This window comes from Exiguobacterium profundum, assembly GCF_001909285.1.
GTDB lineage: Bacteria > Bacillota > Bacilli > Exiguobacteriales > Exiguobacteriaceae > Exiguobacterium > Exiguobacterium profundum.
In genome coordinates, this window is sequence record NZ_MRSV01000001.1 from 2,674,893 (window position 1) to 2,700,599 (window position 25,707).

The window sequence follows — 25,707 nt, forward strand, 5'->3', positions numbered from 1 at the left end:
TGCGGTTCACGAGAACCACACCTTTTTTACGTTAACGGAACGATCCCGTTAACACTTCATATCCATCTTCTGTGACAACAACTGTATGCTCGAACTGCGAAACAAGACTCTTGTTCGGAGTAAAGAGCGTCCAACCATCCTCTTCCGATTGATAGACGATTTCATCCTTTGTCGAGATGAACGTCTCAACAGCAATCACTTGCCCGGCTTTTAATAACTGATTTTCTTCTCGACTATAATAGTTCGAGATCGTCTCTGGCTCCCCGTGCAATGTCCGACCGAGACCGTGTCCGGCCAAGTTTCGGATGACCGTGAATCCATTCTTTCTCGCGTCAGCGTAAATTGCTTTCCCGATCTGATTGACTTTCACACCCGCCTTGACCTTGCTGAGTCCCGCTTCTAATGAAGTCAAGGATACTTCGACCAAACGTTCGTGCTGGGGTGACTTCGCCGCCCCCGCAATCACTGTACGTCCCGTATCGGCATAATATCCATCCTTCACAGCGGAGACGTCGACATTGACGATATCGCCCTCTTGAATGACTTCATCTCCCGGAATACCATGGGCAGCAACGTCATTGAGCGAGATACATGTGTAACCTGGAAATTCGTACATCGTAATCGGTGCAGAAGCTGCACCTTCATCTTCTAAAATACGTTGCCCGATCGCATCTAATTCTTTTGTCGTCATACCGGGCTTGACGGCTTTCGCCATCTCATCTCGCGCAAGTGCGACGATTCGCCCGATTTCGCGCAGTGCATCGTAATCATAATCTAGCATCGTCCATCTTCCTTTCAATCCAATAATCGGTTTTGATATAAATACTCCTCGGATATGTCGGCAAATAAGAACATGCCGTCCGGTAACGGATAGCTAAAGGTTCGCGTCACTTCGTTTGAACTGAAATCACGATAGTCTCCCGATAAATAGCCACGCCCTCGAACATCCATCGCCGCCATCGTCTGAATGAAATACGGTCGGAAACTCCAGTTATAGCCTCGATACGTATTATCGACACGCCATTCTCCATTCACGCAGTAAACGTTCGCACTCGTCTGGAAACCTGTCTTATCCGTTATATAATAACGAACAAACACCTCTTCCAGTTTTGGGGCGATGAATTGAATCCACTCGTCTTTCTTGTCTCTCGACCATTTTCCGGATTGAACTAGTTCACCAATGCGGCGATGTAACTCAAATTCAAGCTCGTACAAGCGATTCAATCGTTTCTGGTCATGTAAAAAGAAGGAAGGCACTTCTTGTGCCAACACACCCATACCTTTGATTTCTCGTTGGGGAATCTCATCTTCCAAGCCTAGTAGGCCACCCATGTAATACCGACCACCGTGCTGCCACGCGTAACGAAGCTGTCCGATGTGGTTGATGGATTTGTAAAGAAGCGGTGCACCAAGCTTCGAAGCAATATACTCCATCGTCTGAAGCATGTTCGGATAGGTGACCGATAACGTCTTTTTCTCGACCATCGTGCCAAGGTCGACGAGCAATAATTCTGGCGCAAGCGTCATGATGTCTTCGATACTCGTGGATTCGGCAAAGTCTAATGCAATTTTCAATCCATAGGACCGATAGTATTGAATGACACGTGACAATCGCGGGACGTCGACTAAGTCCGTCCCTTGTAAGGTCACATAAATACGGTGTAACGGAAAATTCAATTCGCGTAGTGGGGCTAAAAAGGCTTCTCCCCCTTCTTCGAGAATCCATTCCGACCGGCATCTGAACGTGACGAATGGTTTGACGTCACGAAGTTGCGCTGCCGCGAGTTGCTCCATTCGTTGGGCGATGTCTAATTGATACTCGAGGGGAACGTCATCATCATAAAAAAACGGTGTCAATGATTCGCCTCGGAATCGTCCATGTACCATATATCCTTCCACTTGAAACGTCGCCGCTCCAAGGATTGGTTCATACGTCACCATCACTTCTTCAGGATGGACCATCACTTCTACCGCATCCACAATTCATCACCTCTTCGTTAAATGCGAAAACGAGCTACAATCAGCTCGTTCGCGTGTGTACATACATATAGGCACCGAAACAAGCAATAAAATAGGCGATACTCACCACGCCATATGCAATGCCCATCTTTCCGCCTACTCCAATGGCTAACACTAAAAAAATCATCGCTCCAAATAACAATGTCGCCACGGGGATATAACGAAAGTTAGGACGGTCTGTCTTTGACACGATTGGTTTGAGTGCGATTACACAACCAAGCAGCACAAGGAGACCGAAACTTAATTCCACCATCCGTTGACACCTCATCCTTCTATCTCTACTCAACTAGTGTAGCACGACACAATAAAAAATGCCGCAAATCCACTTAGGGAAATGCGGCATTTCACGATGATTAGTCACGCGGACGGCGTGGACCACGGTCATCCGAGCGACGACGATCGTCACCACGGAATGATCCTTTACGGTCTCCACTGCGTCCATCACGACGTTCGCCACCGCGTCCACCACGACGATCGCCACCACGGCCACCGCCACCGCCACGACGGTCGTTACGACCACGGTATCCACCGCGATCGCCACCACGGCCACCTTGGCGTTTCACACGAACTGGTTCAGCGTACGAGATTTCAACAGGTGTTGAATCTGGCTCTTTCGTCAATCCACGAAGGGCAGCAGCGAGAATTTCAACTGCTTCGTACTCTTCAAGAAGCTCTGTCGCAAGTTGCGTGTAAGCTTTGAAGTCGCCCGCTTGAACGCGTTCGATCAACTCTTCAGCTGCTTGCTTTTGATTTCCTTCAAGTACTTCCGCGATTGTCGGTACGTGACGACGGTTCATCTTCTTGTTTGTCACACGCTCGATTGCCTTCACTTGTCCAAATTCACGTGGCGTGATGAACGTGAGGGCTGTACCTGTCTTACCTGCACGGCCTGTACGACCAATGCGGTGTACGTAGCTCTCTGGGTCTTGTGGTACATCGAAGTTGTAAACGTGTGTGACACCTGAAATATCAAGTCCACGTGCAGCTACGTCAGTCGCTACCAAGATATCGATTGTTCCGTTTTTGAAACGACGAATGACTTGGTCACGTTTCGATTGCGTTAAGTCTCCGTGAAGACCGTCTGCAGTGTATCCGCGTTTGATGAGGGCTTCTGTCACTTCATCTACACGTTTCTTCGTACGAGCGAAGATGATGCTGAGTTCTGGTGAATCGATGTCGATCAAACGGCAAAGTGTATCGAATTTTTGACCTTCACGCAATTCGAGGAATTGTTGGTTGATGTTCTCAACTGTCATTTCTTTCGCTTTCACTTTGATGATTGTCGGCGACTTCATGAAGCGCTCAGCAATCTTTTTGATTTGTGGTGGCATTGTCGCTGAGAAGAGAAGCGTTTGGCGCTCTTCAGGAAGACCAGCCAAAATCGTTTCGATATCTTCAACGAAGCCCATATTGAGCATTTCATCTGCTTCATCCAAGATGACTGTTTGAATGTCATCGAGTTTGATTGTCTTACGTTTCATGTGGTCCATGAGACGTCCTGGTGTCGCTACGACAATTTGCGGGTTCTTTTTCAAACCACGGATCTGACGGTCGATTTGTTGACCACCGTATACTGGAAGTGCGTATACGCGCTTCGTTTCACCGATTTTGTTTAATTCTTCTGCAACTTGAATCGCAAGTTCACGTGTCGGTGCAAGAACGAGTGCTTGGACTTGACGCGCCTTTGAATCGATTCGCTCAATTGTCGGAATACCGAAAGCTGCTGTTTTCCCTGTACCTGTTTGTGCTTGTCCTAATACGTCCACTCCCGTGAGTGCGACAGGAATTGTCTCAGCTTGGATCGGTGTAGCTTCCTCGAAGCCCATTTTGTGTACACCTTTTACTAATGCTTCACTTAATTGTAAGTCTTGAAATTTTGTCAAATTATATTCTCCTTTGTTCATACAAAAAACGTCTGAGTTCAGTTTGACAGATCTACAGACGTTTTCTCAATGTTTCCTCATAGTCAACTTTATTAACTATAACGTATTTCTTCCTAAAATGAAAGAAATACATTTTTAAACTTTCATGTCACCTGAACATGAGTTATCTTATTTCAATTTATAGCCGTTGTCGAGCTTTTCAACTTGCTTGTCTTTCAACAGTTTTCCAAGCGCTCGTTTAAATGCTGCTTTACTCATTCCGAATTCACGGTCGATGACGTCAGGTGATGTCTTATCACCGTATGGCATTTGGCCACCACGTTCTTCAATATACGAGAGGATGCTCGCCGCATCACCATCAATCGCCTCATAGGCACGTGGCTTCATCGAAACGAGGACCGTACCGTCTTGTTTGACCTGCGTCACACGGACGGTCAACTGTTCTCCGAGACGTGGCCAACGCGTCATCTCAGCCTCATGCAAGAAACCGAGTGATTCCCCTTCGACCCATACGTTGACGCCCACTTCGCGTTTATTGACGACGATGGCCTGCACGTCCTGGTTGTTCCATTCTTCTTTCGACGGTCGTGCCAACAAGTTCAAGAACGCATATGGTGCAGGGTCCCCAAGCAAACGTCCTTTTTGGTCATACTTCAATCGAATACACAATTGATCGCCCGTTTGTGGCCAATATGATCGGTTCTCCGGTAAGTCATCCATCGAAACGAGAACGTCCTTTTGAATTCCGATATTCACGAAGACCCCTGTGTTATACCGAACGCCAGTCACTTCAAACCATTCATACTCATCAAATGAAACGGTCGGAATCGTCATCGTTGATGCGAGACGTCCTTCTGAATCATGATATAAGAAGACACGAACCGTTTGACCGATTGTCACTTCTTCTGTTTGTTCTTTACGGTGAAGGAGCACCTCTTCGCGGCCGTTACTAATGAATACTCCAAAATCAGCAGAACGTTCCGCGACTAAATCTACTACTTCTCCTGCGCGCAATGCCATTACACCCACATCCTTTTCTAAGCTATTACTGTCAGTATACCTATCTACACACGTTCCTAATCATATCATGTTCTCTTTCAACATTTTGAATAAATGTGTCGAAAATGTGAACGTGTTTTGAGACTGTTGAAATCATGATTGTTTACAGAACTTACATGATTTATTAAAATTTTGTGACAATTTTGTGAACGTGTTTTTTTCTGCTAGTATCCTTTTTTTGAAAACGTTATTATATAGGAAGTGTCCAGTATAGATAAGGTTTCATTTAGGATTGATCGGGGGATAATAAATGTTTGATATACAGTCTCGTTCTTTTGCAAAGCGTTTTACAAAAGGATTGCTTGTCGCCTTTTTCGCATTACTCGCATCTCTCAGTTTTATTTTCTCAAACGGTGTCGACACGAATGTATCGTCATCCTCGACTTACATGACTCAAGAGTAAACGCCATTCAGCCCACTGAAGGCGTTTTTTTCTTTGCAATACATAACAGGATTTCCCTTCAAAAAGTCGAATACGATTAAAAGACCATGCCTTTTTCTTTCATACCTTTAAGAAAAGGAGACTCCGCTATGATTTTTTATTTTCTCACGTCCATTTTATCAATCGTAGGACTTGCTTTTTTGTTCCAGACCGAATTGTACAAAGATCCAATCGGAACATTTTTATTTGCCGTTCTAATTGCGATGGGACTCTCTTCCTTCAAACAACTCTTCATGCAGGCAAATGAGTATTTTGTAGAAAGACGGAACCAGAAACGGATCAAACGAGTCGTCGACAGAATGCACTCCACGACTCGAAAACGCTCTACATAACGCTCGTCTTCCCTCGCCACATTTGGTATCCTATGTAGGAACAGACATCGTACAATGGATTTATAATCGCAGGAGGCACATAACCGTATGAATGAAATCCCGTTATCGAATGAATGGCTACTTCGTTATTCACCTGTCATGGAGCTTTGGTTAAAAGAGGACGGTATTTTGCTTGTCGATGATGACAACCGAATCCGTCTCACTCTCGAAATCGGAAGTGATCAGGCCATGCAAATCAAAAGTATCGAGCAAGACGGCGCCTATTTCGTCGTCGATCCTGTGAATAAACGCATTACGTTCGAGCTCGAAGAAGAGGAAGAAGAGAGCGATTCTCGCTTTTGGGAATAAGGATTCATGCCGAAGGGTCGGATTCTCGTCAAGAGAAGAAGACTCTTTCTTGTTGTCATCATGAGAGGAGAGAATAGAATGATTCGAACAGCTGTATGGTTTTTCTCATTTTTTGCCGTATTACCGATCACCGTCCCGTTTTTAAAAAAAAATATGGTTTTTCTCATTTTTTGCCGTATTACCGATCACCGTCCCGTTTTTACAGAAGGCGAAAAAAATCGAAACGCCAAAGCGTTACCGTTACGTACAAGATATCGCTTATAAATGGGCACAGTTTCTACTGAAGATTGCGGGTGCAAACATCCGTGTCCACGGTCAAGACCAGATTCCGGATGAACCCGTCGTCTACGTGTCGAACCACCAAGGAAACTTCGATGTCCCGATTATGTTGACCGCCACGAAACGACCGAAAGCGTTTATCTCGAAAATCGAGGTTCAAAAATTCCCGATTATTCCACGTTGGATGGAATTGATGGGGTGTATCTTCATCGACCGGAGTGACCGTCGTCAATCGATTCAAGCCATTCGTTCCGGCGTCGAAACAATTCAATCCGGTCAATCAATGATTGTCTTCCCAGAAGGCACACGCTCAAAAGGTGGACCGATGAAGGAGTTTAAAGCCGGAAGTTTGACGCTCGCCACCTCAAGTGGTGCGAAAATCGTTCCAGTCGCGATTCAAGGCAGTTATAGATAATTAGAAGCCAAAAATCGAATCACCCCGGCAACGGTCGATGTCACGTTCCTACCTGCGATTGATCCGGCTGATTTGCCGAACAAGGAAATCGCAGCAACGGTCGAGGCGGCCATTCGTCAACAGCTTGAAGGAGAGAACGCATGAGTTTATTAATGATTGAAGGCATTCATAAAGAGTTTGCCGACAAAGTCTTATTTGATGATGTGACGATGACAATCCATCCCGGAGACCGTATCGGGATTATCGGCGTGAACGGTTCGGGGAAATCGACGTTCATGAAAATCATCGCCGGTACCGAGACAGCAGATCGAGGCACGATGCAACATCCGAACGATTATCGGATTCGCTACTTGACTCAAACGGTTCAATTCGACGAAGGACAAACGATCCTTGACGCTTTATTCACAAGTGATACTCCTTCCGTTCAAGCGTTGAAACAGTTCGAGCGCGCTAGACAAGCACTCGAAGCGAACCCGACAAGTGAGCAGTTACTTGAACGCTTCATGAAAGCCCAACAGGCCGTCGATGCCGCAGACGCTTGGGAAACGGAAGCAAAACTGAAGTCGATTTTAAACCGGCTCGGTCTTCCTGACGTGTCAATCGATGTGAACGCCTTGTCTGGGGGGCAACAAAAGCGAGTCGCGCTCGCCGCAGCGTTACTCGATGAAGCGGACTTATTGCTCTTAGATGAGCCGACGAACGAACTGGATGCCGATACAATCGCATGGCTCGAAACGATGCTTGCCGATTACCGGGGAGCGATCCTGCTCATCACCCACGACCGCTATTTCTTGAATCGTGTCACGAATCACATTTTGGAGATTGCGGATGGAACGAGTTACTTCTATAACGGGAACTATGAACTCTTTCTCGAGAAGCGTGCCGAGCGAAAAGCTCGGGCACAATCGATGGAACAGAAACGACAAAATATATTACGTCGCGAACTCGCTTGGTTGCGTCGTGGCGCGAAAGCCCGGACAACCAAACAAAAGGCACGCATTCAACGTGTCGAAGACTTGAAACATCAAGAGAGCTTAGCGGAAGACGAGACGCTCGACGTCTCGGTCGGATCTCGCCGACTTGGTAAAAAGGTCATCGAAGTCGAAGATTTATCTTTCGGATACGATGACTCCCTTCTCATTCGGCAGTTCAATTGGATTTTCGGTCGCCGTGAACGCTACGGGATCGTCGGCCCGAACGGGAGTGGGAAATCAACGCTCATGAACTTGCTCGCCAAGCGCCTAGAACCGACAAACGGTACGATTGTGCACGGAGAAACCGTTCATTTAGGCTACTACGGACAACAAGTCGAATTTGAAGACGAGTCACGACGGGTCATCGATGAGATCGAACGCATCGCCAAAGTCATCCACACGCCGGACGGCGAGGTCATCACGGCGGGGCAAATGCTCGAACGTTTCCTTTTCTCACCGGACGCGCAATATAAACCAATTGCGAAGCTATCTGGTGGCGAAAAACGGCGTCTCGTCCTGCTTCGAATTCTCATGGATGAACCGAACGTCTTATTCCTTGATGAACCGACGAACGATTTGGACACGGAAACGTTGTCTGTTTTAGAAGACTATTTGGAGTCCTTCCCAGGTACAGTCATCGCCGTCAGTCACGACCGCTATTTCTTAGACCGGATCGCCGGACAGTTGATCGCTTTCGAAGATGGGGTCATCCAGGTGTATCACGCAGAATATAGTGACTATTTGGCCATGCGTCAAGAAGAGGTTCGTCAAGTGAAGAAAGAGAAAGAACCTAAAGAGAAAAAGGAACGCGTGAAGTCGGAAGTCGTGAAATTCACCTTCAAAGAACAGAAGGAATGGGACACGATCGAAGAAGACATCGCCGCACTTGAAGAACAGATTGAAGCGCAGGAAGCGACGCTTGCATCAGCGGGCAGTGACCTTGGTAAAGTCAATGAGTTGTATGCGACGATTGCAGAACTGAAAGAAACACTCGATGCGAAGATGGAACGTTGGACCTACCTATCAGAAATCGATGAACAAATAAAAGCACAGAAAAAAGGCTGACCTCCACATAAGGTAGCCTATCAAATGAAATGAACAAGAGATGGATTTCCGATATTTGTTCCGGAAATCCATCTCTTTTGATTATTTCACTTTGATGATGATTTTGCCTTTGGCATGCCCTTCTTCTCCATAGTCATGAGCAAGTTTCGTATCTTCTAAATCAAAGACCCGGTCAATCACAGGTTTCAGTTCGCCTTTTTCAACAGCTTCCGCAATTTTTTTCAAACGCTCCCCCGTTGGTTGCATGAAGACGTACTCGGCACGGACCTTCGCCTGTTTGGCTTCCTCTTCATTTGGTGGTGTGGAGATGGAGACGAGCATCCCATTCTCTTTAAGCATTTGGTAGAGTTTGCTCTGCCCGTCGCCCCCCATCGTATCGAATACGAAATCAATATCGCGGACAGTATCTGCCGGGTCTTGTTGTTTATAGTCGATGACCTCGTCGGCTCCAAGTTTTTTGACCCAATCTATGTTCGGCGTGCTTGTCGATGTGACGACATACAAACCGTGTGCTTTCGCGAGCTGGATGGCTACCGTTCCGACACCACCTGAACCGGCTCCGATGAAGATTCGATCACCCGGTTTGGCATCCATCACTTCGAACATGACTTGCCATGCCGTATGCGCGACGAGCGGCAGTGAAGCGGCCTCCTCAAAACTAAGCGAAGCTGGTTTTTTGACGACAAGATGGGAATCGACTGCGACGTACTCGGCATATGTGCCTTGGCGCGCAATTTCTGGTCGGCTAAACACTTCATCTCCAACCTTCAATTCGGTCACATTCGCCCCAACTTCTTTGATGACACCCGATACATCCCACCCGATAACGAGCGGCATCTCGTAATGGAGCATTTCTTTCAAGTATCCTTCACGGAGCTTCCAATCGACCGGATTGACGCTTGCGGCATGAACTTCAATTAATACGTCATCTGCACCGATTGCCGGTTGTTCAAGTTCCCCTACTTTAAACTCATCCGATCCGCCATACTGTTCGATATATGCTGCTTTCATCTCATCATCCTCCTTTGATTGACTCACTTCTAGTTGGTTCCCATTTTATTTCTCTTACAAACGAAAAAAGCACACCGTAGAAACGGTGTGCTCAGACTGACTGATGGGTCATATAGCTATAGACATACACATCATGAGATTGTCCACGCTGACGCATATAGTTATGTAGTCGACCTTCTTGAAAGAATCCATTCTTCTCCAACATGCGTTGGGATGCAAGATTCTCGACATAGACGATGGCACCGACCCGTTCAATTTCACACGTCACGGCAAACTGAAGCGCCGCGTGAAGGGCTTCGGTCGCATAACCCGAACGCCAATACTCCGGTTTGAGTTCATAACCGATCTCGGCACGCCGATGCGACGGTGCCCGATTGTGAAACCCGATTGTCCCGATTAACGCTTTTGATTCGCGATGCTCGATGGCAAAACGGATGATCGCACCTGTTTCGATTTGTGCGAGCATATGCGTCAGCATCTGTTCCGTTTCTTCTAACGTCCGATGTGGCTCCATTCCGTAGTGGCGTAGCACGTGTTCATCTGAAAAGATGGCGAATACGTGCGGACCGTCCTCCATTTGGAGAGGTCGCAGTCGGAGGCGCTCCGTTTCAATCACAGGGAGACGGTTCATCCTTTACTGACCAAGTTATGTTGGAACGCATAGACGACTGCCTGGGTCCGGTCATAGACGTCAAGCTTCGTCAAGATGTTCGACACGTGTGTCTTCACTGTTTTGAGTGAGATGAACAATTCGTCCGCAATCACTTGATTCGACTTGCCTTCCGCCATCAGTTGCAAGATTTCTCGTTCACGGGCAGTGAGACTCTCATGAAGTGTCATTTCCGGATGACGCAGTCGTTCGAGCATCTTTCCTGTTACCTGGGCGGCCATGACCGGATTGCCGGCAGCGGTTTGACGAATCGCATCTGCGATTTCATTTGCATTCGCTGTCTTGAGGACATAGCTCATCGCACCGGCTTCGATGACGGGATACACTTTCTCATCATCCAAGAAACTCGTCACGACCAAAATCTTCGCTTCTTTCCAACTTGCTTTAATTCGTTTCGTCGATTCGACTCCGTCAACGGGCTCCATCACCAAGTCCATAAGGACAACGTCCGGCTTCTCCGCAATCGCAAGCTCGGCTCCCGTTGCTCCGTCCGATGCTTCGCCGACGACTTCGATGTCCGGTTGTGTGGATAAAAAGGCAGATACGCCCGCCCGAACCATTTCATGATCATCAATTAATACAACTCGAATCATCATTACCCCTCCACTTGTTGTTTCACACGTACTTCAATTTGTGTCCCTACATTCGGCACACTGACCAATCGCAACGTTCCACCGACTTCTGCCGTACGCTCTCTTATCGATTGTAATCCATATGAGGCGACTTGTGTATCGTCCACATTAAATCCGATTCCGTCATCGTTAATCTTTAAGATGACCGTCTGTTGCACGGTTCGCATCTCGATTTCTAAACGAGTCGCTTTGGCGTGTCGTAACGTGTTACTAATCGCTTCCTGAACAATCCGAAACAGTTCATTTTCAGTGTGCCGGGAGAGCTTCACTTCCTCTAAACGCCAGACGAGCTCGGTCGATTGTTTACGAGACAGTTCTTCTAACAAGCGTTCGATTCCCGTCTTTAGTGTCATGCCTTCTAGTTCGACCGGCCGAAGTTGTAACAGCAACGAACGCATCTCTGCCTGTGCGGTCTGCGCCATGAGCTCGACTTGTTCCATTTGTTTACTCGCGAGTTCTGGTTTCGTCTGCATCGTCTGTTTGACCGCTGTCGTCATCATCGAGATGGCATAAAGCTGTTGACTCACCGAATCATGAAGTTCTCGTGCGACGCGACGTCTTTCTTCGACGACGGCCTCACTCCGCGCCTCTTCCACACTGACGGGACGCTCACCGACTCGCTTCGCCATCTCGACCATTTCTTGGCGTTGTTTCGATACGCGGACGATTCGTTCGAGTGTATCTCGGTATGGGGACATCGGGCGGAAGGTGATGTCTTTTTGGTTCTCCAGTTTCCAAAGGGCATTGGCGACTTCCCGAAAGTCTCGGCGCAAATAAAAATACGAACCGACGCCAAAGATACTTCCGATCAAGACGGCAATCACTAGAATGGACACACCGAAAGGCAACCCTTCTTCACGCGAAAATAAATCGCTCAATGAAGTCGAGTCACCTATGAGAAACGCTACAGTAATCAAGAAAGCCGTCAACAAGCTACTAAACAGTTGATGCCAGACGACCGTTCGTGGATAAGAATCTTTTTTCATACCGTCATCACCTCGACACTTCCGCTCATGAGCACGATATGAATCCGGACTTTTCGTGTAGCCTGGACATAATCATCAGACGCTGTATAGAAGCGACGATTGAAAACCGGCGAATAGTTCGAGTCATCGACCTGCACTTTACCGAACCCGATCGATGCGTCAATCGAATAGTCATACCCCGCAGGAATGAGAATTCGAATGTCTCCCGCAAGTCCATTGAGGAGTAAGAACGTCTCTCCTTCCGGAATGATGGCTTGTGACAAATCCATCTCAACGTCCCGTAGTAAAAAGAACTCATTCGTATCACGTAACACATAGTGCCCCGATTCCTTCATCCCAAATGAGAAGGCTTGTTCTTGACGAAGGGGTGTCCGGATTTTCGATTCGACCGGTCGATTCTTATAGAGTCGATAGCCGAATAACAGGAGGAGTCCGGAGAGCACGAATCCGAATGCCGCAGATGAGAAAATCAAGCCAATCAAGAGGATTCCCCCAATTGCGTAAAAAATATAGCTAGCAGACTGCTTCCCCCGACGACTGAACCGTCGACCGATGTAGAGGAGAAGCAACGGGAGGATCATGCTGAATAAGACGCTATTCCCACCCGTCACGATATCGATGAAGAGTCCGACTGAAAATAAGATAATCATAAATCCAATGATTTGACGTGTGTTCCAACGTTCCATGTCCATTCCCCCTTTCTGTTCATATGTATGAAGCAAAGAAAGCGATGACCTTGTTCAGGTCATCGCCGAACCATCGCCTCACTCTTGTTTAAAGCGACGCTCCAGTTCTTTCAATTTTGCTTCAAAATCATCTTCATCTTCCTGCGTGTCTTGCTTCTCTTCGGCAGGTTGTTCTTTCTTTTCTTCCTCAGTGAATGGATGCGACTGAGATGTATTTTGACCAAAGATTTGGTCAAGTGCCCCTTTTAACAAGTCTAAGTTTTCGCGCATCGCAAACTCATAACGTTTATTTTGCATCTCATCGAGTTTGAGTTTCATCTCGAGCGCACGACGCTCTAATGTATCCAACTCGCGCTCACCTTCGTCAATCAATCCTTCAAAGTAACGGTACTGTTCCCCGTAGTGTTTGGATTCGAGTGCCGCACGTTCTGCCAACTTTTCTTCCCCGGCTTGTTTCGCCAGTTCTGTTTGCTCATATCGTTTATCTGCCATCTTCTTGGCATCATCACGTTTTTCAGCAAGTTCTGCAAGCAATGTACGTTGACGTTCCACGAGTCGTTCAACCGACAACGCTTCCTTCTCCGCTCCACGGATATGACGGTTCAATTCCGCTTCTCCACTTGAACGTGGCATCTCTTTATCCTGGTACTTCTTCACTTCTTTCGAAATTTCTTTCGTCAATTCATTCGCTAATTCACGAAACTGATCAAACGGTGTCTTCATGGTGAATCCTCCTTATGAAATCTCAACGACGATTAACAAATTTTTGCCACACTTGATCAAACTGCTGGAAGCTGCTCCGGCCGGCACGCGTTCCGTCTGCATTTAAAATCTCGACATCCGGGTCGCGTTTTTCACTTGTATACATCATATACCCTTTAAACAACAACCACGCGACAATGATTCCGACGAGCGCCCAAATGTTTGAGAGCATCGTCCCAACCCCAATGACGGCAAGGATCCCGAAACCAACTTTAGCACCGATGTGTGTCACAGCCTGAAAACGGACTCCAGCCCAAAGCGTCAAGAGCGCTCCTAATCCGAATAAAATCATATTCGGTAAAGAACCGATCAACACGAGCACTAGAGCGATCGCGGCCACGATGAACAACACCTTTTTCACTTGGTGATTCATCTGTCATCCCTCCTTGTTAAGTACACTCTTATCATAATACGTTATTTGACATAGGTCGACGAGCGGAAGGCTTGTTTCACCTCGGTCTTTAGACTGAGATGTTACCGTTTCCAATAACTGTGGTACACTAATGCTATCGAACAACGAAAGGATGATGTTTTATGAGCAACATGATGCATGCACGTAACCAAATGTCAGCAAATCGGAGGGCTCTCGTCCTCCATCACTAAAAGGAGGATTCTTTTTGAATCAACAAACTGAAACGGGACGTGTCACGGCACAGTTCCAACATCTTTATACGGTATCAATCGGAGAAAACGCCTATATGTGCGGGGTTTCCGGAAAATTTCGACATGCCGCGACGAGCGAACGGGATTACCCGGTCATCGGCGATTATGTCACGATTCAAGTTCGCGAGCATGGTCAAGGTACGATTCACCATCTCCTTGAGCGTCGGACCGTTCTTTCACGAGCGGCCGCCGGCAACGAGACACGTGAACAACTGATCTGCGCGAACGTCGACTACGTCTTGATTACGATGGCGTGTGGACACGACTTCAACATTCGTCGCCTAGAACGCTATACGCTAGCCGCTTGGGACACCGGGGCAATCCCAATCATCGTCTTGACAAAGACCGATCAAGTCGACTCCGTCGACACATTGCTCGAAGACATTCAAGTGAACGCACCTGGAATTCAAGTATTCCCCGTCAGTGCTGTAACGGGAAAAGGTGTGGCTGAACTTCGTCACGCATTGCCGAGTGAGAGCACGATCGCCTTCGTCGGTTCGTCCGGCGTCGGAAAATCTACGCTGACGAACGCCCTCGCCCACGAGACACTTGCCGTCACACAAGCCGTCCGGGCGCAGGACGAGCGCGGAAAACATACGACGACACACCGCGAACTGTTCCGAATCGACGACTTATACGTCATCGACACACCAGGGATGCGAGAATTCGGACTATGGGAAGGAAGCGAGCACCTCGATGAGACGTTTCGCGATATCGAAGCACTTGCCGAGACATGCCGCTTCCGCGACTGCTCACATCAGAAAGAACCGGGCTGTGCCGTCCAAGAGGCACTCACGAGCGGTACGCTAGATGCGAAACGCTATGCTAGCTACGTCAAACTTGAGCGAGAGCTTCTCTATATGGAGAAAAAACAGGCAGAACATGCCCGCGTCCTAGAAAAGAAGAAAAAGCGAGTGTAACGTAAAGCAAGCGCAGACCACATCGGCCTGCGCTTGCTTTTTTATACGGTTCCCTGCAGAATCCCTTCTGCCCATTCGACTTCATCGGATGTCGGGGGCTTCGTGCCTTTAAGCGGATAATCGAGTCCGAGCGCCTCCCATTTGTAGACGCCCATCTCATGATAAGGCAAAATCTCGACTTTCTCGACATGGTCTAGCTTTTGAATGAACGCGGCCGTGCGACGAAGCGCACCTTCTTCGAGCGTCCATCCAGGTACAAGGACGTGGCGAATCCACATTTTCGTTCCGCGCTCGGAAAGGTGTTCGGCAAGCGCGAGCGTGTTGGCATTGCTACGTCCCGTTAGCTTTTTACACATGTCGTCGTCGATATGCTTGATATCGAGCAAGACAAGATCGGTGTGATCTAAAATCGCATCCAAATTAGGAGGTCGGAGCGCACCAGACGTATCAAGTGTCGTATGAAGCCCATGCTTTTTCGCTTCACGCAGCAGCGCCTCTAAAAATTCAGGTTGCGCGAGTGGGTCGCCACCAGAAATCGTGATGCCGCCTTTCGATGCGTCCATGAACGGACGGTAGCTGAGCGCCTCTTGAATGACGTCTTCAGCCGAGCGGTGATTATTCTTTTTGAAATCCCACGTATCTGCATTATGGCAATAGAGGCAACGTAACGCACAACCTTGTAAAAAGACGATAAAGCGAATACCAGGGCCGTCAACTGTTCCAAATGATTCGACCGAATGTACATATCCCATTGTCATCGAAATGACCTCCTAACGAATGAGCGGCCCTCCGTAGAAGGCCGCTAAGCCTTTATTTACAACGAACCGTGGAACGTACGGTTGATGACGTCGATCTGTTGCTCACGTGTCAACTTGATGAAGTTGACCGCATATCCTGATACGCGGATTGTAAGTTGTGGATATTCTTCTGGATGTTCCATTGCGTCGAGAAGCGTCTCGCGGTTGAAGACGTTAACGTTCAAGTGATGTCCTTTGTGCTCTCCGCTCATGTACCCATCGAGAAGCGCCGCCAAGTTGAGTTCGCGTGCGATTTCTTCTTTTCCGAGTGCTTTCGGTACGATTGAGAACGTGTAAGAGATTCCGTCTTGCGCGTGTTCAAATGGAAGTTTCGCAACAGATGAGAGCGATGCAGCCGCACCTTTTGTATCCCGTCCATGCATTGGGTTGGCACCTGGAGCGAATGGTTCACCCGCACGACGACCGTCTGGCGTATTTCCTGTTTTCTTACCGTAGACGACGTTCGATGTGATCGTGAGGACCGATTGCGTATGAAGTGCGTCACGATATGTTTTATGTTTCCGTACTTTCTCCATGAATGATTCGACGAGTTCGACGGCGATTGCATCGACACGGTCATCATTGTTTCCGAATTTCGGGAAGTCCCCTTCTGTTTCGAAGTCGACGATGATTCCTTCTTCATTACGGATCGGTTTGACGTTAGCGTATTTGATTGCTGAAAGACTATCCGCCGTTACCGAGAGACCCGCGATCCCACAAGCCATCGTCCGTAAGATTTCAGGATCGTGAAGCGCCATTTCGATTCGTTCATACGCATATTTATCGTGCATGAAGTGAATGACGTTGAGCGTATTCACGTATAGCTCTGCCAACCAGTCGAGCGTCCGGTCAAAGTCGGCATATACTTTTTTGTACGTAAGCACGTCTTCTGTGTTCATTTCCCAAACTGGAGCGATTTGAGCACCGCTCTTCTCGTCACGACCGCCGTTCATGCTATAAAGGAGAGCCTTCGCCATGTTGGCACGCGCACCGAAGAACTGCATTTGTTTCCCGATCTTCATCGGTGACACACAACATGCGATGCCGTAGTCATCACCGAATTGTGGCATCATCAAGTCATCGTTCTCATATTGAATAGCCGAAGTTTCAATCGACATTTTCGCACAGTATTGTTTGAATCCTTCTGGAAGTTTCGTCGACCAAAGGACCGTCAAGTTTGGTTCTGGAGCTGGTCCGAGGTTCGTGAGTGAATGCAAGAACCGGAATGAACTCTTCGTGACGTTCGAGCGACCGTCTTGACTCATCCCACCGATTGATTCTGTCACCCAAGTCGGGTCACCTGAGAATAATTCATTGTAGTCCGGTGTCCGTAAGAATTTGACGATTCGAAGTTTCATGATGAAGTGGTCAACGATTTCTTGGACGTCTGATTCTGTTAAGCGACCCGTTTCAAGGTCACGTTCAGCGTACACGTCAAGGAAGGTCGAGACGCGACCGAGTGACATCGCGGCACCGTTTTGTTCTTTGATGGCAGCAAGATACGCCAAGTATACCCATTGATATGCTTCTTGCGTATTTTCCGCAGGACGACCGAGGTCAAATCCATAAGCGGCTCCGAGTTGTTTAAGTTCTTGGAGGGCACGAAGTTGTTCAGATAGTTCTTCGCGGTCACGGATGTCCGATTCAGATAAGAACCCGCCACGTTTTGCCAAGTCTTTTTTGTGTTCTGCCATCAAGAAGTCGATTCCATAAAGGGCGACACGACGGTAGTCACCGATGATGCGTCCGCGACCGTATGCATCGGGAAGCCCTGTAATGATTCCTGATTTACGAGCGGCCCGCATTTCTGGTGTATAGGCATCGAAGACACCTTGGTTATGTGTTTTACGAATCTCTGAGTAAATTTTTGTGATTTCTTCGTCTGGCTCGAAACCATATGATTCGAGTGCCGCATCGACCATACGGATGCCGCCATTCGGGTGAATTGAACGTTTGAACGGCTCATCCGTCTGAACGCCAACGACTTTCTCTAACTCTTTGTTTAAGTAACCTGGTCCATGCGATACGATGGTCGATGGTGTCTGTTGATCGACGTCCCAGACGCCTCCACGTTCACGCTCTTCTTTTGTTAGTTCCATCACACGATTCCAAAGAACGTTTGTCGCTTCGGTCGGACCTGCTAAAAACGTATCGTCTCCTGTGTACTCATGACGGTTCAAACGGATAAATTCACTGACATTCACTTCATTCGTCCACTGACCAGGGACAAAACCTGACCATGCGGATTTGATTTCGGTTGCCATGTTGATTCACTCCTCATTCTCGAAAGTAACTGCGTGTTATCTATACTGTGAGTGTACGTGAAAACGTGAACAATATGTTTTACATTCTTGTGAAACTTGTAACAATCTTATGAACGTGATGAAATAGCCGTTTTTGAAAGCGTTTTAAAAACTGTTATATCTGCTAGTTTATATAGTTTGAAACAGATGATCCCTAATTAGATAAGGTTTATCTATCATCTGTACTAATTTGATTGTTCTGTGACGAACTATACAGTTTTTAAGGTGATTAATCTCACATCACTCGGTTAGAACTTGAATTTTTGTGTCGTATCAGACACAATGAAGGCAGAACATTGTATAAGAGGAAGGGGTTCTACTCATGACGTATGAACCATTAACAGCAAATCACGCCTTTCAGGTTGGCGATCGCATCTCATTAAAGGTCGATGAGGCCGGCGAAAAGCGTGACGGATTTATCACAGAATTTGAAGACGGAGGGTTTTGGATCCGCTTCGACGATGACATCGAGAACGAAGATTTTATTGATTATCGCGACCAGCTACTCGCCGCACTTTTGTCGCGTCCAATCCATGTCATTACGACACATCCGGAACTGAAACCGTTCGAGAACATGACGGCCGAGTTACAGTATCGCGTTTATCAAGGATTCACGATTGAGAAAGTTGAATTGACAGCAGAAGGTGCAGACGCCCACATCCAACTCATCGAAGACGGTCAGACGTATACACAGACGTTACGTTCTTCCATGGAAGATGGTCAGGAGCATGTTCGCTATATTTGACGAGGGAGCGCTGTCGCTTCCTTTGTTTTTGCCTAAAGATAAGGAGACCGAATATGAATTTTACAAAACCTTTTATTAACGAAACGTGGGAACGGATGGGCTTCAATGAGCAGATGCCGGTCCAAAAAGAAGCGTTTCCCCTACTATTAGATGGAAAAGACGTGACAATCGAGGCACCAACCGGAACGGGTAAGACACTCGCCTACCTCCTTCCAGCCATTGAAAAGATTGATCCGTCGAATGACCGCATCCAAGTCGTTGTCGTCGCCCCGACCCGTGAACTTGTCATGCAGATTCAACAAGTCGCACAACGTTTCACCGAAAAAGGCGACGTCCGCATCGGTTCGTTCATCGGCGGTGTCGAATTGAAACGTCAAATCGAAAAAAACAAGAAAAAACCTCACTTGATCGTTGGGACGCCGGGTCGTCTCGTCGAGTTAAAAGACAAGAAAAAACTGAAGCTCCACGAAACACATACCGTCATTTTAGATGAGGCCGACCAAATCATCGACAGCGGTTTGACAGAGGCCGCAGAACGAATCATCAAGCATACCGCGCACGAGCGTCAGCTTGCACTCGTCTCGGCAACACTCACCGACTCACTCCAAGAGTGGGCGTCACCATTCATGAACGAACCGGCTCATATCAAAATCGAACGTGCCGTAAGCGATCAAGTGACGTACGGCTATCTGTTGACGACGCGCCGGTATAAACCGGAACTTCTTCGTCGTCTTTCACACGTCGACGGTGTGAAGGCACTCGCCTTCATCAACAACCGCTCGTTCTTGCCACCGCTTCGCGGAGAACTTGAAAAGTTGAAAGTGAACTACCGGATGCTCGACAGCTTGAAAGGGAAGCGCGAACGCGTCGAGACGCTACGCGAATTCCGCAAAGGCGAATACCCGCTCCTCATCACGACCGGTCTCGCTGCACGCGGTCTCGATATTGAAGACGTGACACACGTCGTCCATTTCGACTTACCGGAATCAATCGATGACTTCATTCACCGTTCCGGCCGTACCGCTCGCGGTAACGCGGGAGGCACTGTCCTTTCCCTCGTGACGACGGATGACCTGCCGCACTTGAAATCGTTCGCGCGTCAACTCGGTGTCGAGTTGAAAGAGCTCGAAATCTATCGCGGTGACGTGATTGAGAAACGGATTGAGGAGAAGCCTCCTGTCGTCAAACGTCCTGCGAACAAGCGAGGACAGCGCCGATGAAAAAAGACCGGAAAGTAATTCCCTTCCCTTTGCTCGTCGAAGAGTCCGAATTGCATGCCGAACTGAAAAAGTTGTATGAGCAAGCGGCTCTTGCGCGAAGCACACAGTGGACGAACTATATTCAAGAGATTGCATCGGAAGGGACATGGCACTTAAAAGATGCCGAACTCTTCCGTGACCTCTTCATCGATTGGGCCGTCTTCTTTGAGACGGATGAGGATGGGATGACACCCCATGGTCGCTACTTGGCCGACCATAAGAGCGACATGTCCCCTGCCCTCTATCACGCACTCCGTGGACTAGCTGTCCCGCGTTGTAGCATCTTTGAAGTCACAGAAGACGGTCAGTTGAAAGACTGGGAGTCAAAAGAGACATACGCTGTTCAGTTACCAGAAGAACGTGAGACCGGCGACCTCATTCTCGGGAAGCTACTCGATATCCGAGGCAGTTGGCGTTTCGGTTCGGCGTTTCTCGCCTTACCTGCGAAGATGTCTGGGAATGTCGCCGATCTGTATATCGACTTTACAGATGAAGTCGGTCCCGGTGCCTTTTTGGAGCAGTTCCCAGAGTTCTGCGCGGAACTGATTGACTTGTTGCTTGATTTAGAAGAAGGCGTCATCATACCGAAACCAACTAAGTAAAAAAAGCAGGATCAGCATGCAATCATCCCCTCACCATGTTGATCGGCACAAGTTCAGTATTCCAACGCTACTAAAAAGAGCAGGTATACCAAGACCCGCTCAAGTTTTATAAAACTCCGAAATCCATCGGAGTTTTTTTATTTTCCAAAGGCTGCTGAACATGATCCAATCACAGATGAAACACCGAAGAGGTCTAGCAAGGCTTCGCGCGCATCTGGTCCTGCATCTTTAGCGGCGAGTCGAACAGCTTGTTTGAGTGACGCTGTCTTACTTAATTTATCTTCTCGTGACATCTGATAGTATGGTTTGATTGCTTTAACAAACTTCGTAGCACCACCGACAGATTTCAAGGCAGATTTGATTTTCAGGATTTTCGCTGGAGTAAAATTGATGACGATTGCAGTTCCAACGGCTCCTACACAACCTGCAATTGAACCTATACTAGCCTTTCGAACACCCGCTAAATCTTGTCTTTCATCCAAATCAAGTGTGAAACTTACTTCATTCTCAAGGTATATTTTAATGGCTTCCTCGCCCTGCATAATCACTTCATCCGGCATATTCTCGATTGCAGTTAGGATCTCAATTAACTGTAAGTCCTGTTCATTCAAATCTTCAGCAGCGCTAGCTGAATCTCCTGGTATAAATGAGGTAGACAAAACAAGTATCATCACCATCATAACTGATATGACTTTCGATTTTATAGACAAGTTAATCCTCCTTCGTTTTTACTACAAACTTAAGCACTACAGCGATTAGAAAAATTACAATGGTTATAACCGCTTTACTATTCTCAGACAAACCATCCACAAAAAAGTGTATAACAGTAATGGCTGCGAGGAGCAGGATATAAATCCACTCTTTAGTCGAATTTTTCATTTATATAACCTCCCATTCACTCGCAAATTAACATACTGAAATTTGGAATGTAAGCCCGAAAAAGATGTTCTAAGGGGCAAGACATATGTCTATATTTAGAGTTGAAAAAAACAAAAAAACGGACAACTATGTCCGCTTAGGCAGTAGATGAGTCATTTTCACCGTTATAACGTTATCGTAGCAATCATCATTCATAATGATGCTGACCTATGTTTTGGATGGACCCATCTTTTATATTTTTATCTGACATATACGTCAATCTGTTTGAGCATATCACGCGCTTCTTCATTTTCAGGCGTGATTGCCGCACTCGAGATTTGTTTCCCATCCTCGTATACATCGATGACAACACCGTCTTTCGCTTGGCGCGTTTGGTAAAGGCGACCATTTTCATAGAATGCGTGATCAACTGAATCAAGAACTTCCCGGGTCGTTTTTTTTCCGGTGTTCAAGTCGATAACGACTTCCTCGCCGTCCTCATTTAAGGCGAACAGGTTGTGACCCGACACTGTATCATCCCAAAAGCCTTGCCCTTCTGCCAGTTGAACAACTTTCCCCGTTTTTGTATCGTAAGCGAAGAGTCCTGGATCCGGATCCTCAACATTGATTTCCTCTTCCCCTTCTCGGATCACTTCGTACGAGCTGACACCGACAGAGATGTAACGAGTTTCTGTCACTTGAGAGGATACATCGGTAGCATAAAAACGATTCGTATTGATGACATGGGTGATAAATCCTATATCCATTCTCAATTCTTTGACGGTCACCTCATTCATCGCTTCATTAAACGTGGCGATCATTGTTTTTACGTTTTCGTCATATCCATCTCGATAGATTAAGTTTAACTGGCCATCATTCAGAAATGCGCCTGCCCACACCCCGTTCACGATGTCGTATATTTTTGAATCACTGGCATCGAATGAAAATGTCGATAACTTTTCTCCATCTTCTTGTTTAAACACGATGAGCTCTTTCATCCCATCCTGACCGACCCCGATATATCCGTCTTCTGTTCGAATCGATTGGGCATACGTCCATCCATTCATGATTCGATGAATGGAACGCGCATCTCCATTCAAACGTTCCCGATATCGCAATCCCTCAGCTATATAGTTCAAATTTGACGTGATGTGACTCTCTTCAGTCGTCACTTCAAACCGCTGTTCAACATCATCCTCTCTGCTATAACCAATCTCTACCACTGCGTCTTCCCACACTGATGGATTCGAACTGATGTCTAACGCCCATTCTGCTTTCGGTTCCGTCGCATCAACGGCAAACGTCCCAAGCCCAATCACGATGACCGCACCGAGCGCGGCCACATTCCACATTCGTTTCATTTTCTCACCTCACACATTCAGTTTCGTCTGTAAAAATCTTCGACCTAGCCAAATCGTCACACTTGCCCATACGACCAATACCATACCGACGTACACGATCGTCTCATCATAAATTAGTCGATTCGACAGGAACGCGTATCCTAAAATTGGAATGGTCAAGATGACAACTAGAATCGACAAGCTAAGTACCGGTGACCACATCGTCCGTTGCCAGAAACTTCGTTCAATCAACACGAATGCGAAGATGAAGAGCACAGCAATCGTGATTATCAATTGATGAATGACAAAGTTGATGAGCGAAGAAGGATACATAACCATTAACATCCCATGGTAGGAAATAGCTTGCTCGAATGAGCCTCCCATCGGTATCATCTTTCCATCAAACCAACTCGTGAACGCTATGTACTGTAATTTGAGGGCAATCCATTCGATGGCAAATAACCCTAACGTCATCATTAAAATGGTAGCGAGTTTAGCGAAGAACAAGGTCATCCGCTTTTGTGGCATCGTGAGCAGTCGCATCATGAACGTCCCTCGTCCTTGAAAATCGCGATACCAGATCCATACGCTGTACAGCAACATCGCTGCAACGGCAATTCCGAGTGATAAAAGATACGGAGTGCCATTTAAGTAATTTAAAAATGATAGTTGATAGTCCGCATTTCCTTCACGTCGCAACTGTTCATAAAAGTTTGTTTCGTCCCATAAAAAGTAACCGAGATATCCAAACTGTATAACGATAAGACCTGCGACTAATGTCAAGAACGGTTTCGTGACACGTTCAACTTCCCAACTCAATAGTTTCAATAGATTCATGCCCCGTACTCCTCTCTCATCACATCGACGATCGACTTCCCGTGAATGAAACGGACATCCTCGACGTCAAACTCACGAACGATGCGTCCGTTATTCAACATGACTGCCTTGTCGATCAAGTATTCGATATCCTCTATTTCATGTGTCGTAATGAGGACGCCTCGGCTCTCCATGATTTCACTTGAGAACAGTTCAACAATCTGTTCTTTCGAAAAGACATCGATTCCTGAGAACGGCTCATCGAGCAATAGATAATCAGGGTCTTGGGCAATGCCGAGCGCAAGATTCGCTTTGGCGAGCGTCCCTTTCGATAACTCGCTCAACTTATCTTCCGGGAATAATTTAAAATCTTCGACGAGACGAGCAAATAATGCCGAATCAAATGTCGGATAAAAATCTTTCATAAACGCCTCACATTGTTCAATCGTGAAATGAATTGGGAACATCGCATGGTCGGCGACAAAGGCGACACGATTCAAATCAATTGGTTTTCCATCAATCAATACCGAACCTTTATCGAAAGGTGTCAATCCCATGATGCCTTTCAATAACGTCGATTTCCCCGTTCCGTTTAGTCCAATGAGGCACGTAATCTCCCCTTTATTCGCTGTGAACGAAACGTCTTCAATGACTTGTTTCCGGCGATAGCGCTTTTTAACTCCCAACACTTCGATCATCGTACGTCCCCTCCTTGTACTGACGTTTAATCTTATCGACCAGCTCGTCTACCGAGACGTCGAGTTCTTGAATCGCTTCCACAAATACCGCGACCGCGTCATCTACAATCTCAGAGCGGATTTGTGCCAATACCGTACCATCTGTCGTTACACGACTCGGTCGATTTCGTTCGGTCGTAATCAATTGTTGGTCCTCCATTTCTTTGAACGCTTTTTGAACGGTGTTCGGATTAATTTTTAGATCGTTCGCTAGTTCTCGCCGGGATGGCATTTCATCCCCGGCTTTCAGTTTACCGAGTGCCATCTTCTTCTTGAAGTAGTCGACGACTTGTAGGTAAACTGGTGTCCTCGTATTGAATTGCATGTTCATCACCTTTCTAAGTGTATGACATGGTTAATACACTTCCTAACTGTATTATTAGCGTAATACACTAAGACGTCAATCATTTTTTCTTATTTTCTCCAAACAAAAAACATCTGACACGTGCGTCAGATGTTAAAACGTTCAGTCAGAGCACGCTATCTGCCCCTCTTTTCGGGTCGACGTCCCGAAGATACAAATTTTCTCCTGGCCAGTACCGGCGCTTGTATTTCTCAAGCCGTGTTGTCGGATCACCGAGGTATGTATCCCGGTTCAAAACTCGCTCGTACCGAACTTTTCGGGGACAGTCGAGATAAATCACATAGTCGAAATAAGAACGCCATTCAGGACGTTGTAGAAAAATCCCTTCTACGACAACCGTATGCGCGAATGATACGTCCACGATCTCTTCTGCGATGACATCTCGTTCATACACGTAACGAGGTAACGTCAATTCCGTCATCCCATTCCTCAATGGACGAAACAGTTCACGTTCTAAGCGCGAGACGTCCCATTGAAGTGCGTAATACTCCACCGGTTCAGGCTGTCCGGTCTGATAGCGTCTGTCCCGTTCAACGATATAGTCATCGATGTGAAGAACGTAAACACTCGGCTCATTGCTCAAATGTGAGACGAGCGTTGTCTTGCCCGCTCCGCTCAGTCCATCAATCGCTACCACAAACGGTCGATTCTCTGAGTGCATCGAACGAGCCGCACGGATGACGTCTAATATGTTCATATCGTTCCTCCTCACACAAAAGAAGTCAGCTCACGAATGAGCT

General features: G+C 47.1%; 29 protein-coding genes. 9 read left to right on the forward strand and 20 right to left on the reverse strand.

Going from position 1 to position 25,707, the window contains the following annotated elements:
• Window positions 1–31: 31 nt before the first annotated feature.
• The 5 genes from map to BBB58_RS13810 all read right to left on the reverse strand — a co-directional run bounded on the left by map (window position 32) and on the right by BBB58_RS13810 (window position 4,922).
• Entirely contained in the window at window positions 32–781 is a 750-nt protein-coding gene (gene map / locus BBB58_RS13790) for a type I methionyl aminopeptidase (protein WP_074037728.1), read from the reverse strand.
• A 14-nt stretch (window positions 782–795) separates the two neighbouring features.
• Entirely contained in the window at window positions 796–1,980 is a 1,185-nt protein-coding gene (locus BBB58_RS13795; RefSeq protein ID WP_074037729.1) for an EAL-associated domain-containing protein, read from the reverse strand.
• A gap of 40 nt (window positions 1,981–2,020) precedes the next feature.
• The gene (locus tag BBB58_RS13800) at window positions 2,021–2,272 is read right to left on the reverse strand and encodes a hypothetical protein (protein WP_015880847.1); all 252 of its coding nucleotides are present in this window, start codon (window positions 2,270–2,272) and stop codon (window positions 2,021–2,023) included.
• Between the two features lie 100 nt (window positions 2,273–2,372).
• Window positions 2,373–3,902 (reverse strand): degradosome RNA helicase CshA, encoded by a 1,530-nt coding sequence (gene cshA / locus BBB58_RS13805; protein WP_015880846.1) that lies wholly within the window; start codon window positions 3,900–3,902, stop codon window positions 2,373–2,375.
• A 168-nt stretch (window positions 3,903–4,070) separates the two neighbouring features.
• Window positions 4,071–4,922, reverse strand: a complete 852-nt coding sequence (locus BBB58_RS13810) for a CvfB family protein (protein WP_074037730.1) — start codon at window positions 4,920–4,922, stop codon at window positions 4,071–4,073.
• A 570-nt stretch (window positions 4,923–5,492) separates the two neighbouring features.
• Between BBB58_RS13810 and BBB58_RS13815 the strand changes: the two genes are divergently transcribed.
• The 5 genes from BBB58_RS13815 to BBB58_RS13830 all read left to right on the forward strand — a co-directional run bounded on the left by BBB58_RS13815 (window position 5,493) and on the right by BBB58_RS13830 (window position 8,816).
• Complete coding sequence (locus tag BBB58_RS13815; protein WP_074037731.1) at window positions 5,493–5,735, forward strand: hypothetical protein; 243 nt, start codon at window positions 5,493–5,495, stop codon at window positions 5,733–5,735.
• 87 nt (window positions 5,736–5,822) lie between these two features.
• Entirely contained in the window at window positions 5,823–6,083 is a 261-nt protein-coding gene (locus BBB58_RS13820; protein ID WP_015880843.1) for a hypothetical protein, read from the forward strand.
• 78 nt (window positions 6,084–6,161) lie between these two features.
• Window positions 6,162–6,347 carry a hypothetical protein gene (locus BBB58_RS15515; RefSeq protein ID WP_244150757.1) on the forward strand — a complete coding sequence of 62 codons (186 nt, stop codon included), beginning with the start codon at window positions 6,162–6,164 and terminating at the stop codon, window positions 6,345–6,347.
• Window positions 6,348–6,384: 37 nt separating this feature from the next.
• The gene (locus BBB58_RS15520) at window positions 6,385–6,777 is read left to right on the forward strand and encodes a lysophospholipid acyltransferase family protein (RefSeq protein ID WP_276327320.1); all 393 of its coding nucleotides are present in this window, start codon (window positions 6,385–6,387) and stop codon (window positions 6,775–6,777) included.
• A gap of 140 nt (window positions 6,778–6,917) precedes the next feature.
• Entirely contained in the window at window positions 6,918–8,816 is a 1,899-nt protein-coding gene (locus tag BBB58_RS13830; protein ID WP_074037732.1) for an ABC-F family ATP-binding cassette domain-containing protein, read from the forward strand.
• Window positions 8,817–8,897: 81 nt separating this feature from the next.
• Here BBB58_RS13830 and BBB58_RS13835 read toward each other — a convergent pair whose 3' ends face one another.
• From BBB58_RS13835 to BBB58_RS13865, 7 genes are all read right to left on the reverse strand, one after another.
• Window positions 8,898–9,827 carry an NADP-dependent oxidoreductase gene (locus tag BBB58_RS13835; RefSeq protein ID WP_074037733.1) on the reverse strand — a complete coding sequence of 310 codons (930 nt, stop codon included), beginning with the start codon at window positions 9,825–9,827 and terminating at the stop codon, window positions 8,898–8,900.
• A 91-nt stretch (window positions 9,828–9,918) separates the two neighbouring features.
• On the reverse strand, window positions 9,919–10,458 hold the full coding sequence (locus BBB58_RS13840) for a GNAT family N-acetyltransferase (protein ID WP_015880839.1): 540 nt from the start codon (window positions 10,456–10,458) through the stop codon (window positions 9,919–9,921).
• The gene (locus BBB58_RS13845) at window positions 10,455–11,090 is read right to left on the reverse strand and encodes a response regulator (protein WP_015880838.1); all 636 of its coding nucleotides are present in this window, start codon (window positions 11,088–11,090) and stop codon (window positions 10,455–10,457) included. The genes BBB58_RS13840 and BBB58_RS13845 overlap by 4 nt, the downstream gene beginning before the upstream one ends.
• A gap of 2 nt (window positions 11,091–11,092) precedes the next feature.
• Complete coding sequence (locus BBB58_RS13850) at window positions 11,093–12,115, reverse strand: sensor histidine kinase (RefSeq protein ID WP_074037734.1); 1,023 nt, start codon at window positions 12,113–12,115, stop codon at window positions 11,093–11,095.
• Window positions 12,112–12,801, reverse strand: coding sequence for a cell wall-active antibiotics response protein LiaF (gene liaF / locus BBB58_RS13855; RefSeq protein WP_015880836.1), 690 nt, complete (start codon window positions 12,799–12,801; stop codon window positions 12,112–12,114). Before liaF ends, BBB58_RS13850 begins: the two co-directional genes overlap by 4 nt.
• Window positions 12,802–12,879: 78 nt before the next feature.
• A complete protein-coding gene (locus BBB58_RS13860; protein WP_074037735.1) occupies window positions 12,880–13,524 on the reverse strand; it encodes a PspA/IM30 family protein in 645 nt (214 codons plus the stop codon).
• A 22-nt stretch (window positions 13,525–13,546) separates the two neighbouring features.
• Window positions 13,547–13,936 carry a lmo0954 family membrane protein gene (locus BBB58_RS13865; protein ID WP_074037736.1) on the reverse strand — a complete coding sequence of 130 codons (390 nt, stop codon included), beginning with the start codon at window positions 13,934–13,936 and terminating at the stop codon, window positions 13,547–13,549.
• A gap of 244 nt (window positions 13,937–14,180) precedes the next feature.
• On the opposite strand from BBB58_RS13865, the gene rsgA reads away from it, so the two are divergent.
• Entirely contained in the window at window positions 14,181–15,146 is a 966-nt protein-coding gene (rsgA, locus tag BBB58_RS13870; RefSeq protein ID WP_074037737.1) for a ribosome small subunit-dependent GTPase A, read from the forward strand.
• A gap of 41 nt (window positions 15,147–15,187) precedes the next feature.
• Here the strand turns inward: rsgA and pflA are convergent, their stop codons facing one another.
• Window positions 15,188–15,904: a pyruvate formate-lyase-activating protein gene (pflA, locus tag BBB58_RS13875; RefSeq protein ID WP_074037738.1), complete on the reverse strand. Its 717-nt coding sequence runs from the start codon at window positions 15,902–15,904 to the stop codon at window positions 15,188–15,190.
• Between the two features lie 56 nt (window positions 15,905–15,960).
• On the reverse strand, window positions 15,961–18,207 hold the full coding sequence (gene pflB, locus BBB58_RS13880; protein WP_074037739.1) for a formate C-acetyltransferase: 2,247 nt from the start codon (window positions 18,205–18,207) through the stop codon (window positions 15,961–15,963).
• A 361-nt stretch (window positions 18,208–18,568) separates the two neighbouring features.
• Between pflB and BBB58_RS13885 the strand changes: the two genes are divergently transcribed.
• From BBB58_RS13885 to BBB58_RS13895, 3 genes are read left to right on the forward strand one after another with little or no spacing between them, the layout of a single operon-like run.
• On the forward strand, window positions 18,569–18,991 hold the full coding sequence (locus tag BBB58_RS13885) for a hypothetical protein (RefSeq protein ID WP_015880830.1): 423 nt from the start codon (window positions 18,569–18,571) through the stop codon (window positions 18,989–18,991).
• Between the two features lie 53 nt (window positions 18,992–19,044).
• Window positions 19,045–20,211, forward strand: a complete 1,167-nt coding sequence (locus tag BBB58_RS13890; protein WP_074037740.1) for a DEAD/DEAH box helicase — start codon at window positions 19,045–19,047, stop codon at window positions 20,209–20,211.
• Window positions 20,208–20,852, forward strand: coding sequence for a hypothetical protein (locus tag BBB58_RS13895; protein ID WP_074037741.1), 645 nt, complete (start codon window positions 20,208–20,210; stop codon window positions 20,850–20,852). Before BBB58_RS13890 ends, BBB58_RS13895 begins: the two co-directional genes overlap by 4 nt.
• A 137-nt stretch (window positions 20,853–20,989) precedes the next feature.
• On the opposite strand, the gene BBB58_RS13900 is transcribed toward BBB58_RS13895, so the two are convergent.
• The 6 genes from BBB58_RS13900 to BBB58_RS13925 all read right to left on the reverse strand — a co-directional run bounded on the left by BBB58_RS13900 (window position 20,990) and on the right by BBB58_RS13925 (window position 25,664).
• The gene (locus tag BBB58_RS13900; protein WP_084543114.1) at window positions 20,990–21,562 is read right to left on the reverse strand and encodes a hypothetical protein; all 573 of its coding nucleotides are present in this window, start codon (window positions 21,560–21,562) and stop codon (window positions 20,990–20,992) included.
• 408 nt (window positions 21,563–21,970) lie between these two features.
• Window positions 21,971–23,071: a hypothetical protein gene (locus BBB58_RS13905; RefSeq protein WP_074037742.1), complete on the reverse strand. Its 1,101-nt coding sequence runs from the start codon at window positions 23,069–23,071 to the stop codon at window positions 21,971–21,973.
• Between the two features lie 9 nt (window positions 23,072–23,080).
• Window positions 23,081–23,887, reverse strand: coding sequence for a hypothetical protein (locus BBB58_RS13910; protein WP_074037743.1), 807 nt, complete (start codon window positions 23,885–23,887; stop codon window positions 23,081–23,083).
• A complete protein-coding gene (locus tag BBB58_RS13915) occupies window positions 23,884–24,564 on the reverse strand; it encodes an ATP-binding cassette domain-containing protein (protein ID WP_074037744.1) in 681 nt (226 codons plus the stop codon). Before BBB58_RS13915 ends, BBB58_RS13910 begins: the two co-directional genes overlap by 4 nt.
• Window positions 24,542–24,934 (reverse strand): GntR family transcriptional regulator, encoded by a 393-nt coding sequence (locus BBB58_RS13920; RefSeq protein ID WP_074037745.1) that lies wholly within the window; start codon window positions 24,932–24,934, stop codon window positions 24,542–24,544. The genes BBB58_RS13915 and BBB58_RS13920 overlap by 23 nt, the downstream gene beginning before the upstream one ends.
• Before the next feature lie 139 nt (window positions 24,935–25,073).
• Window positions 25,074–25,664, reverse strand: a complete 591-nt coding sequence (locus BBB58_RS13925) for a kinase (protein WP_074037746.1) — start codon at window positions 25,662–25,664, stop codon at window positions 25,074–25,076.
• Window positions 25,665–25,707 lie beyond the last annotated feature (43 nt).